10 protein-coding genes are annotated in these 12221 nt (G+C 37.4%); 5 read left to right on the top strand and 5 right to left on the bottom strand.

The genetic code is table 11. The annotated features are described in order from the left end of the window. Positions 1-640: 640 nt before the first annotated feature. Both ACIR131C_RS0107055 and mltA read left to right on the top strand, forming a co-directional pair. Positions 641-889 carry a hypothetical protein gene (locus ACIR131C_RS0107055; protein WP_028089628.1) on the top strand — a complete coding sequence of 83 codons (249 nt, stop codon included), beginning with the start codon at positions 641-643 and terminating at the stop codon, positions 887-889. Further along, positions 889-2118, top strand: coding sequence for a murein transglycosylase A (mltA, locus tag ACIR131C_RS0107050; protein WP_028089627.1), 1230 nt, complete (start codon positions 889-891; stop codon positions 2116-2118). Before ACIR131C_RS0107055 ends, mltA begins: the two co-directional genes overlap by 1 nt. A gap of 67 nt (positions 2119-2185) precedes the next feature. Here the strand turns inward: mltA and ACIR131C_RS0107045 are convergent, their stop codons facing one another. The 4 genes from ACIR131C_RS0107045 to ACIR131C_RS0107030 form a co-directional block, all read right to left on the bottom strand. Beyond that, a complete protein-coding gene (locus ACIR131C_RS0107045) occupies positions 2186-3058 on the bottom strand; it encodes a DUF5895 domain-containing protein (protein ID WP_028089626.1) in 873 nt (290 codons plus the stop codon). Positions 3059-3355: 297 nt separating this feature from the next. Beyond that, positions 3356-4039: a hypothetical protein gene (locus ACIR131C_RS0107040; protein ID WP_028089625.1), complete on the bottom strand. Its 684-nt coding sequence runs from the start codon at positions 4037-4039 to the stop codon at positions 3356-3358. A 198-nt stretch (positions 4040-4237) separates the two neighbouring features. Next, the gene (locus tag ACIR131C_RS0107035; RefSeq protein WP_028089624.1) at positions 4238-5353 is read right to left on the bottom strand and encodes a CobW family GTP-binding protein; all 1116 of its coding nucleotides are present in this window, start codon (positions 5351-5353) and stop codon (positions 4238-4240) included. A gap of 65 nt (positions 5354-5418) precedes the next feature. Next, positions 5419-6036, bottom strand: a complete 618-nt coding sequence (locus ACIR131C_RS0107030) for a Uma2 family endonuclease (protein WP_028089623.1) — start codon at positions 6034-6036, stop codon at positions 5419-5421. 196 nt (positions 6037-6232) lie between these two features. On the opposite strand from ACIR131C_RS0107030, the gene cysS reads away from it, so the two are divergent. Then, on the top strand, positions 6233-7696 hold the full coding sequence (cysS, locus tag ACIR131C_RS0107025) for a cysteine--tRNA ligase (RefSeq protein WP_028089622.1): 1464 nt from the start codon (positions 6233-6235) through the stop codon (positions 7694-7696). Between the two features lie 374 nt (positions 7697-8070). Here cysS and mrdA read toward each other — a convergent pair whose 3' ends face one another. Further along, a complete protein-coding gene (mrdA, locus tag ACIR131C_RS0107015; protein ID WP_028089621.1) occupies positions 8071-9849 on the bottom strand; it encodes a penicillin-binding protein 2 in 1779 nt (592 codons plus the stop codon). A gap of 86 nt (positions 9850-9935) precedes the next feature. Between mrdA and ACIR131C_RS0107010 the strand changes: the two genes are divergently transcribed. Both ACIR131C_RS0107010 and ACIR131C_RS22155 read left to right on the top strand, forming a co-directional pair. Continuing rightward, positions 9936-11075 (top strand): ABC transporter ATP-binding protein, encoded by a 1140-nt coding sequence (locus ACIR131C_RS0107010; RefSeq protein WP_028089620.1) that lies wholly within the window; start codon positions 9936-9938, stop codon positions 11073-11075. Positions 11076-11143: 68 nt separating this feature from the next. Beyond that, positions 11144-12221: polyamine ABC transporter substrate-binding protein (locus tag ACIR131C_RS22155; RefSeq protein WP_155963048.1), on the top strand; the 1078-nt coding region annotated here is incomplete at its 3' end.

Raw genomic sequence — 12221 nt, 5'->3', positions numbered from 1 at the left:
AAGACTTACTCAACTGTCACAAAAAATGATCATCCTTTATTTGTAGTCAGGGCTTTAGCCCTGTGTTCTCATAGTTGATCAAATTACCTCACCCCAGTTTTAAAGCTAACTTATGTTTTTGGAATTGTAAAGTTTAATTGCAAAAATTTCCAATTCAATTTAAAGTTGTTATCCTAATAATTGAAGCCGATCAGGCTTCCCTGGCAGATAAAACAGCTAGAGAGAAGAAAAGAGAAGTAACACAAGTTAAGCAAGAGGTAAAATCGCTGTTTAATTCACATCTGTCTAGTCAACAGACAACGACACCCGACGCGAAAGCTGATATTCCCTGAGATGAATGAAAATCAGGGGGCGCTGTTACTGGTTTCCATCACTTGTTTATCGAGTTGGTGAAAGGTAGTACATCCCTGGCTAGAGTCAACAAGAAAGGGGAATCAACAGGCTAGTAGATGTGGGTGTTGTTGTTTGTTTATAACTTTGTACTAAAATTGCATAGCAAAAGTCAAATATTAGTGAAATAATATTAGTGAAATAATAGTAAATCACAAAAATCTAGTCAAATGTAGTTATTTGTCTACATTTGTGAGGTAAGAATGTGATGTGATATAAATATCTCTATTATCTTTATTAATGTAAATTTATGCCTAGAACTGCAAGTGAATATGCTGTTTTTCTGCTTTTAGACGGTGGACATCGAGAAGAGGTGCGTTTTCCTACTATTCAAGAATTTCAAAAGTGGTACAGTGGTGAACTTGTGCCAAAATCTACTTCTAACGATTTTATTAGCGTACCGATTAAGAATATTCAGGGAGAATATATGGTGATACGTCCGTCTAAAATTGCGGGGATTAGAGTAGAACCTGTTTTTAATTCGAGTATGGAAAGATGATGAGAAAAAACCTGACTTTATTTGCTTTCACTCTGGGAATTGCTTTTATAAATCCATTTTCGTCAGTTTTCGCCCAAATTCCGATTCCACAGCCGATAGAAGTCCCTCCGGCTACTCCCGAAACACCACCCGCAAGTTTACCACCGCTACAAAGGGTAGATATAGATACTGTTTGTACTCCTCAAAATTGCTTAGGTTGGGACGAACAACTTTGGGGTCAACAAGGAGATAAACAAGCATTGCTGACCTCTATAGATAACAGTTTACGTTATCTGGAAAGCAATAGAGCGATCGCAGTCTATGAAACTTACCCAATTCCAGAAATTACTTTAGATCGGGTACGTCGGAGTTTGGTAAGATTTCGGGAAGTGGTAATTAGTTCTCAGTCAGCAGCAGAATTACAGGCCGCTGTGCGTCGGGAGTTTGTCTTTTACCAGTCTATAGGCAATGATAATAAAGGGACTGTGAAATTCACAGCTTATTATGAACCTGTGTATACTGCTAGTCGAGTCAGGACTTCTGTATACAAGTATCCTCTCTATCGTCTACCCAAGGACTTTCAGAAATGGCCAAAACCCCACCCGAAACGGATTGATTTGGAAGGGAAAAATGGTTTACTAGGTAATAGAAGCAGATTAAAGGGTTTAGAAATTCTCTGGTTTAGTAATCGTTTAGAACCATACATGATTCATATCCAAGGTTCTGCCCAAATTAGATTAACTAATGGCCAAAGAACATCTGTTGGTTATGCTGGAGGAACGGATTATCCTTGGACAAGTATCGGTAAAGAATTGGCAAAAGATGGTAAACTACCTTCTATAGGTTTAACTATGCCGAAATTAATTAGTTATTTCCGGCAAAATCCTAGACAGTTAAGCAATTATTTACCACGTTGGGAAAGGTTTGTTTTCTTTGCGGAAACTAACGGTAGACCTGCTACGGGTAGTCTTCTCCTACCTGTAACTGCTGAACGTTCTATTGCTACAGATAAATCTATCATGCCTCCGGGAGCATTGGCACTAATTGTCAATTCTTTTCCCTATCCTAATAGAAGTGGCAAGTTGGAATCTCGTCTAGTGAACCGTTTTGTTTTAGATCAGGATACCGGTAGTGCAATTAAAGGACCAGGAAGGGTTGATTATTTTATGGGTTCTGGTCAATTAGCTGGCGATCGCGCTGGTATTTCTGGCGGTAATGGTTTACTATTTTATTTATTACTAAAAGAGTAAGCAATAGCCAAGAGGCAAGAGAAAAACCTTATTTTCTGCCTCTTGGGGATGGTGTGTCAATCTTTACTTAATAAGGTGGATAATCAAGTTCATCATCATCTGCATAAACATAGGAATTGCTAATACCAGCCATTTCTGCTTTAGAAGTTTCTGGTTTAACTACTTCCTTGCCAAATTCTTTGTATTCTTCAAAAGCTTTATGAATTATTTCCGATTCTGGGGAATCTGAAGCAATCATATAATCTGTAAAGTTTGAGACTGTAGGATGTTTATAATCTACAGTTGAAGCTACTAAGGCTGTATTCGGTTCAATTCCTCTTTCTTCTGCTTCAATTATCGGGCAATAAATGCCATGGGCATGAAATAATGGTCCTTTGGGAGTGACTGGTTTTTTTTGAAACCCAGCATAAGCTTTTTCTAATTCTCCCGCAAAACCGCCTGTAATTCTCCCTTGTTGATATTCTGCGTAATTTTTCCCAAAACTAGCACAAGCTGAACCACTCAGAGTTAATTGTAATGGTGATTGGTGCAAAAACTTTTTATCTTCACCGACTAAAAAAATTATATGGCGGGTAAAGGTTTTAAATTTCAGTTTATCCGCTAAAAAAGCATCGTAATTATCTTTAAAAGTTCCTAATTTAATTCCCGTTTCTCTGTCTTTCACAGATAATGGACCACGACGGACTATAACTAGTCTGGGCGTAGTTGTCAGAAATACTGTATCTACTTCTCCAGAACTAAAGGTGTGCTGTATCTCTTGCCAATTATCATCGGGTTTGAAACCAACAGCTTGGGCATTATCCAACTTAATCGCTAAACCATAACTTTGTAAACCCTCTTCCCCATAGCGAGGACTGATCATTTGACACCAAGGGACTACTTGGGACGGTGGGGCGTTAAATTTTTCGTCTTCAAAGTCAAATTTGGCAGATGCTTTCATGATTTTAGAATATCAAAGTGTTTAATTTTATGACTTTATCTTTTGTACCATATAGTGGCACTAGTTAGATCCAGAGTATCAGCTAAGGCGGTTAAGGGTTAAGAGGTTGTTTAAAAAATCCTTTAGATAAGCTAAAATAAGTATCAGAGAGTATTGTCTACTAAAGCGGTTTGGAAGCCCACAGCCATACCATTATCCTCTCAAATAGAAAGATTAACATAAAAATAAAGCGATCGCTCACCATAATTCAGAAAAAAATCGCTTTATTACTTTGTTATTTATATCATCAAATTCCGTCTATTGACGAGTGATCACCAAATTTGAAGTTAGGGTAATATTTAAATCTTGTTCTGGTCTGAGGACAAAAACATCGGCTTTTTGTTTCCGTAATAATACACTAGCTAAAGCCCCCGCTGCTGCGCCACCAACAGGTTCTAAAACTTCAATTTTCTTGTTACCTGTTACCAAAGAAATCAGAGTAGCAGCGCCCGCACCTATAGCCGCATCTGTTAATATTTGACCAGTGCTTGATCCTTTGGTAATTGTTTCCGTTTGGGTGATAGTTTTAGAGTTAGCAAAAATCTGTAATCGTTGTCCAGAAGGAAATACTAATTCTCTGGCTACAAAGCGCACACCTTGACGATTATTATTAGTAGATACCCCATTTAATGTTACTGGTTGTAACTCACCAATAACTTGAGTATTAGCAGGAATTAGAAGATTTCTGTTACTATCAGTAATATTGTCAGCTATTTTCAAAGTTAAGGCTAATTTTTCCCCCGGTTTGACAATAACTTTCTCTTTTTCGTAGGTAACAGGTAAAGTTACATTAGCGGGGATACTAATTGTCCGCGACTGATTGAGATTAAATCCTTGGGCAAAAACAGGATTAAATGATAGTATAGGCATAGCTATACCTGTTGTCATGGCTATGGCCATAAGTGCAGCGGTACTAGATTGCCAACGCATAGAATTATTCATGATAGGATTGGATTGTCAATAGTATATGATAGGTGAGATGACGTGGATTAACTCAGATAGTTTCTGAGCCGTTCCTATATTATTGCATTTTTTTTAAATCAATGATCATTTCTGATTTTTAATTTGGATTTCGATCAAATTTATTGGGTTACGCTGTTGTAACCCAACCTAGAAAATATTTGCTAATTTGCTAATTAATTACTGGTTTCCAAATCCTTTACCTTTGCTGTTAGAGGGAACACAAAGACAATTTTCTAACTGCTGAAGTAAGGTTTTGCTATCTAAATTTTGACCAATTAGCACTAGCTGATTTTGCTTTTTGTTTTCATTTTTCCATTGATCATCATCAATAGTAAAGCGTTTACCGCAAAGATGGAAAATATGACGTTGAGGACTTTCCTCAAACCACATAATTCCTTTAGCACGGAAGACATTTATAGGTAATTGATTATCTAGAAAATATTGAAATTTTCTAATAGAAAAGGGTTTATCACTTTGGAAGGAAATAGAGGTAAAACCGTCATTTTCTAAGTGGTTAGAATGATCATGATGATGATGATCATGATGATGTTCATGATGTTCATGTTCACAACTGGAATGATCATCATGTTCATGTTCACAATGGGAATGATCATCATGTTCTTTTGCGTGGTCATCAAAGTATATATCAGATTCAAACAAACCGACACTCAGAATTAAAGGAAGTGGAACTTGAGATTTTGTAGTCCGAATAATCCGCGATCCTTCTTTAATATTATTGATTTTTTTCTCCAATTCCTGTAAAGTGGTTTCGTCAACTAAATCTGTCTTATTCAGGAGAATGACATCACCATAAGTAATTTGACTTAAAGCAGCTTCAGAATTGAATAAATCTAAGCTATAATTGGCAGCATCAACTACAGTAATAATAGAATCTAATCGGGTTAGATCTCGTAATTCTGAACCCAAAAATGTCATGGCCACTGGTAAAGGATCAGCTAAACCAGTGGTTTCAACAACTAGATAATCTAGCTTTTCTTCCCGTTCTAAAACTTTGTAAACAGCATCAACTAAGTCATTATTAATGGTACAACAAATGCAGCCATTACTCAATTCCACCATGTTTTGATCAGTGGAAACAATCAATTCGTTATCAATACCAATTTCTCCAAATTCATTCACTAAAACAGCAGTTTTCACACCTTGCTGATTTGTCAAAATATGGTTGAGTAAAGTAGTCTTACCGCTACCGAGAAACCCGGTAATAATAGTTACTGGTAAACCTTTTTTAGTAAGTTCCATGGTCTGAGAGTCGGAATTAACTATTGTTTGCATGGTGGAAAGTGAATTGTTGGTGTATTTTAGATTTTATCTTAATTTTGTCCACGAGAGTAACATATTTACATACCAGCTTGAAAAATTTGGTTAGCAGTTAAAGTTAATTCGGGGAAAGTACGTGAAACTATAGTTTGATTTCCTCTAAATTGACTTACTTGATATTCCCCATTGATTAAGTCATAGATAGAAATAGTTGGTTGTTTAGGATTTCCAATATAGGGAGTTCCTCCTAATGCTAAATAATCAACAATCCAATATTCAGGAATACCAATTTCTTCATAATCTTTGACTTTTGTTAAATAATCAACACGCCAATTTGTACTCACAACTTCAATCACTAAGGGAATTGATGTACCTTGGATCAGGGTAGATTGTTGTTTCCATAATGGCTCATTGATTAAATTAGGACGATTGATGATCAACACATCTGGTGAGTAAGCAGATTGATTTTCAGGGGGTTTAACTAAAACAGTTTTAAGAATACGATAGGGTAAATTTAAGCGTAGATATTCAGCCGTGGCTCTCTCAGCCAAAAAACCAGTAATATCTTCATGATCTCCTAATGGTTGTGCCATTTCAATAATTACTCCATGATGTAATTCATAATACTTTCCCTCTGGTTTCCATTCCACAAATTCCTCAAAAGTGACTGATTTAGTTTTGGGTAATGCTTGAATCATACTTTACCTCCAGGTGTTGACGAGATTAGCAAGTATTACTAATAATAGTTAATAGTTATTAGCTACTAAGACCTCCAACTATAACAAAATTCATCCATCAACTTACTCCATGCAGCTTGATCTTAATCTAGGATGACACCATTGTCATCAAATTGCGTTATCATTATTAATCGTCAGATTGCCTTATTCCTCTATTATGACCCTATCTATTTACAATACTCTCACCCGTCGTCAAGAGCAATTTACCACCGTCGAACCTGGAAAAGTGAAAATGTATTGCTGCGGTGTGACAGTTTATGATTACTGCCATTTGGGTCATGCTAGAACGTCCATTGTCTGGGATATAGTGCGTTCATACCTGAAATTTATTGGCTATGATGTGTATTACATCCAGAATTTTACGGATATTGATGATAAAATTCTCAAACGGGCTAGAGAAGAAAATTCCTCCATGGAAATCGTCGCAGAACGCTACATTCAGGCGTATTTTGAGGATATGTCACGGTTAGGAATTAAAGAAGCTGACGAATATCCCCGCGCTACACATACAATGAATGGAATTCAGCGATTAATTCACGATTTAGAGCATAAAGGTTTTGCTTATCCCGCTGACGGAGATGTCTATTATGCGGTACAGAATTTTAACGAATATGGTAAACTTTCAGGACGCAAATTAGAGGATATGCAAGCCGGTGCGAGTGAACGGGTAAATATCGAAGACGCGGAATATCAAAAAAAGAAATACCCCTTTGATTTTGCCCTCTGGAAGGCTGCAAAACCCGGTGAACCTGCGTGGGAGTCTCCCTGGGGAAAAGGCCGCCCAGGATGGCATATAGAGTGTTCTGCCATGGTGCGCGATCGCTTGGGTGATACAATAGATATTCATGCTGGTGGTGCTGACTTAATTTTCCCCCATCATGAAAACGAAATTGCTCAATCAGAAGCTGTGACTGGCAAACCTTTAGCCAATTATTGGTTACACAATGGTATGGTTAAGGTAGACGGTGAAAAAATGTCCAAATCCTTGGGTAATTTTATCACAATTCGCCAATTATTAGATCGTGGCATAGACCCAATGGCGGTAAGATTATTTGTCTTAATGGCACAATACCGCAAACCCATAGATTTTACTGATGATGGCATATTAGCAGCAACCAATGGCTGGCATACGCTCAAAGAAGGTTTACTTTTCGGTTATCAACATGGTAAAAAATTAGAGTGGGATGAGTCTAACCTGATCCAAAATCTGAAATCTCAAATCCAAAATGCGGAGGTTGAGAGATTTAAAGCAGCAGTGAATGATGATTTTAATTTCCCTGGTGGTTTAGCAATAATTTTTGAATTAGCCAAAGAACTAAATCGAGAAGGAAATATTATTATACATCAAGGAAAAACAGAAACACCAGCCAATGAATTACTGCAAAAATGGCGAACTCTAATTAGATTAGCAGATGTTTTAGGTTTAACCGCCCAACCAGAAGTAGAAAATCCCGTTAATCATGGTATAAATGATGTTGATATTGAGGAGTTAATTCAAAAAAGACAGGTAGCAAGAAAAGCCAAAAACTTTGCAGAATCTGATCAAATTCGTGATCAACTATTAAAAAAAGGTGTTACCTTAATAGATAGCAAAGAAGGAACACGCTGGCACAGAGGGTAAATTTTAATTTGCTTATAGAACATATTTTCTCTGAATAATTAACCGCAGATGAACGCAGATAAACGCAGATTAATTACAGCTTGGTATCAGCATACCATAGATTATTTTTGTAGTCAGATGCACTGCATTTAATTTCTATAATTATATTGGACAAGTGGCGGGATATTGGACAAGTAGCGGGCAAGATGCCCGCACCACAAGATTTAGCTATATTAGGATTGTCCAATTTAGGTGGACAAGTAGCGGGCAAGATGCCCGCACCACAAGATTTAGCTATATTAGAATTGTCTAATTTAGCTGCTTAACAGCTTACTTTGGCTCGAAAACCGCTGTAATTCCCAAAAACTATGGTTTTCAACGTCAAGGTGGTTTACCTACTTGCGAGCAAAATGTTTTTCCATTACTGCTAAAATCATAGGTGCTGCTACACTACCACCACCACCACCAGAATGTTCAGCAAAAGCCACCACTAAAATTTCTGGTTTATCAGCGGGTGCATAAGCGCCAAACCAAGCGTGATTTTCTTTAACTCCTCGTCTCCAAGCTTCCGCAGTCCCACTTTTACCCGCTACCGGGGGCAGAGTAGGGGTATTTAATACCTTACCTGTGCCTTCGCTAACTACCTTCCTTAATCCCGCACGCAAAACATTAACGGTTGTAGGTTTGAGATTTAATGATTCTCTCCAACTTTTAGCTTCTTCATTATCCTTGAGTAAATGGGGTTGGACACGATAACCACCGTTAGCAGGTACAGCAAACATGACAGCGACTTGTAAAGGTGTAGTTTGTAAAGCCCCTTGGCCAATGGACATATTTATAGTATCACCCACAGTCCAATCTCTTTTCCATACCTTCTGTTTCCAATTTTCATCGGGAACTAAACCTTTAGCTTCCTCTGTAGTAAATTCAAAACCAGTTTTTTGACCAAATCCATATTTACGAGTCCATGAAATCAATGTTGGTCCGCCAACTCGCTTCCCAACTTGATAAAAGAAGGTATCACTACTCCACTGTAGCGCTCCCACAAAACCCAATGGTCCAAAACCAGCATGATTCCATTCACCAAATCTAGTCCCACCAATAGTTAAAGAACCATAGGTTTGTAATACTGTATCTGGAGAAAATTGTCCCGATTCTAGCGCCGCTGTGGTGGTGACAATTTTAAAGGTACTAGCGGGAGGAAAGACGCTAATAGCACGATTAACTAAAGGATGTTCCGAACCTTGGAGACTTTCCCAATCTTTTTGGGAAAGTTTTTGTTTAGAAAAGATGTTGGGGTCAAAACTGGGATGAGACACCATTGCTAAGATACCACCATTTTTAGGGTCAATGGCTACTATTGCTCCATTTCGATTACCTAAAGCCTTTTCTGCGGCTATTTGCGTCTCTAAATCTATGGTTAAATGTAGATCATTACCAGATTTTGCTTGTTTAGTTCCCAATACTCGGAGGGGTCTACCGCTACCATCTACTTCTATTTGCTGACCTCCCCACTCCCCTCTTAGTAATTTTTCATAAGCCTTTTCTATGCCCATTTGACCCATCACATCGCCTAATCGGTAGCCTTGGGCTTTCTTTTTTTTCAACTGTTCAGCCGTAATTTCCCTGGTGTATCCAAGTATATGAGCTAACTCTTTACCATAGGGATAATAACGAACAGCCTCCGTATTTATTTCCACACCAGGGAGTTCATTTTCATACTCTCTTAATGCTGTAACTTGGGCTTCATTTAAGTTGCGAGCAATACGAATCAGTGAAGAGGGATTAACGGCAGATTCTTCAAGGGTTTTCTCAATCTCTGCTTCGGAAATTTCCAGAATTTGCGCTAGACGTGGACCGACGACAGACCAGGAGGATTTTCTATGTGCCATAGGCCATAAATATACAGACCGAGGATAACGAGTGCTGGCTAACAATTTACCATTTCTGTCAAAAATATTACCTCTTTCTGGTTGTTTAGGAATAATCCGCACCCGGTTAGATTCTGCGCGTTGACGATGTTTCGCTCCTTGTACTATTTGTAAATAGACCAATCGAGCGCCAATACCAGATAACATTAATAATGTGAATAAAATTACAAATGTAGATTGGACACCACGTCCAACTGTGCGCGTATTTTTTTGACTACTAAGCAGTGGTGGTAAAATAGCCATAGGAGTAAAAGAAATTTGGGGTTAAATAGGGAAAAATTAACAATTGACAATATTAAATATGAAATGAGGACATTGGACTGGATATTATGGCTGAAACTGCGATCAAAAATCAAAGGGATTTAAAATCCTCACAGACACTTGATGTTGAATTATACAATGTATTTAAGTTTTTTAACCAAGAACCCGCAGTACAGGGTGTAGATTTGAATGTTAAAAAAGGAGAGTTTTTTAGTATTTTAGGTCCCTCTGGTTGTGGAAAGACTACCACACTGCGCTTAATTGCTGGATTTGAAAGAATTGATGCTGGTAAACTATTGATTCAAGGTCAATTAATGACCGATATTCCTCCTTATCAACGACCTGTTAATACTGTATTTCAAAGTTATGCTTTATTTAATCATTTAAATGTGTGGGAAAATATTGCTTTTGGACTGCGATTAAAAAAAGTATCCAAATCAGAAATTACTAGTCGCGTCACGGAAGCTTTAAAACTTGTAAAAATGGAAAGCTTGCGATCGCGTGTTCCTCATCAACTATCTGGTGGTCAACAACAACGGGTAGCATTAGCGAGAGCCTTAGTTAATCGTCCCGCAGTGGTCCTATTAGATGAACCCTTGGGAGCATTAGACTTAAAACTTCGTAAACAGATGCAGGTTGAACTATCCAATCTTCACCAAGAGTTAGGATTAACCTTTATCATGGTGACACATGATCAAGAAGAGGCGCTATCTCTCTCTGACCGCATTGCTGTGATGAATCAAGGCAGAATAGAACAAATTGGTACTCCCAGTCAAATTTACGAAAGTCCCCAAACAGTTTTTGTAGCTGATTTCATCGGTAATACTAATTTATTTAGTGGTAAAATTGCCGAAATAGACGCAGAATGTGTGAAAATTGAAACAAAAACCGGATTAACCATGATTGTTAATCGCTGCGAACAAACACCTCTAGAAAAATCCCAAAATGTAGTAGTTAGCGTCCGTCCCGAAAAAATCCAACTTTCCCTATATCCACCCAATATACCCATAAACTGCTTTGCTGGAAGGTTAATTAATATCATGTATTCAGGTACTCATGTTAATTATACCGTTGAATTAATCAACGGTATGAAAATTAATGTTTTACAACGGAATACATTCACTAACTTACTAGAAAGAAATACAACCATTTATACTTGGTGGGAAAAAGCCGACTGTTTAGCTATTAGTGAAAATAACAAACTTTAATTGATTTGCGGTCAATTATCCTCAGAATAATATCTCATGAATCAATTATCAACACTTAATTTCCCCCAATGATTAACAGACGTAAACTTCTCAAAAAAATTGCAGTTTTTTCCACCTTATCTTTAGGTAGTTGTGGTTGGAGACTAGCCAATGTAGGCTCAAAAGATATTAACCCTAATCAAAGTGATAAACTATATATTTACACATGGACACAATATACAGATAAAGAATTACTAACAACCTTTACCAGACAAACAGGGATGAAAGTAATAGCAGATGTATATGAATCCAATGATGTCATGTTAGCGAAATTGCAAGCTGGGGGAAGTGGTACTTATAGTATTATCTATCCATCAGATTTTATGGTACAGAAAATGGCAGAAAAAGGATTATTAGCAGAAATAGATCATCAGCGATTAATCGGACTAGATAACTTATTTCCACAATTTAATAATCCCACTTATGACCCCAAAAACCGTTATAGTATTCCCTTCAATTGGGGAACAACCGGGTTATTATACAACTCAGAAAAACTCTCAAATCCACCCGAAGATTGGGAATATCTGTGGCAAAATCGAGATAAATTAAATAAACGGATTACCTTACTCAACGATGTCCGGGAAGTCATAGGTGCAAGCTTGAGAATGCTAGGATACTCCTATAATTCACAAAATGAAAATGAAATAAAACAAGCATATCAAAAATTAAAATTACTCAAACCTGCCATTGCAGCATTTGACACAGATGCTTGGCAAAATAAAATACTAGCAGGAGACCTATTAATTTCCATGTGTTATTCTGCGGACGCGGTGAGAATTTCTAAAGAAAACCCCAAACTAAAATTTGTCATTCCGCGTAGTGGTTCTTCATTATGGACAGATACCATTGTCATTCCTAAATCCAATCCTAATTTACCTGGTGCTTATGCTTGGATCAACTTAATTTTACAACCAGACATAGCTGCCAAAATTGCCCAAAGATTATATATTTCTACCCCTAATAAGGCAGCATTTGAGCAATTACCACAGAAAATTCAACAGAACAGCAATTTATTTCCTCCCGAATCAATTTTAGCAAAATGTGAACGGATTACCCCCTTGGGAAAATTTGAAGAAACCTATGATAGATATTGGACCCAATTACTAA

The organism is Dolichospermum circinale AWQC131C (genome assembly GCF_000426905.1).
Classification (GTDB): Bacteria; Cyanobacteriota; Cyanobacteriia; order Cyanobacteriales; family Nostocaceae; genus Dolichospermum; species Dolichospermum circinale.
The sequence above is the reverse complement of the archived record's forward strand: the minus strand, read 5'-3'. Positions and strand labels throughout refer to the sequence as shown.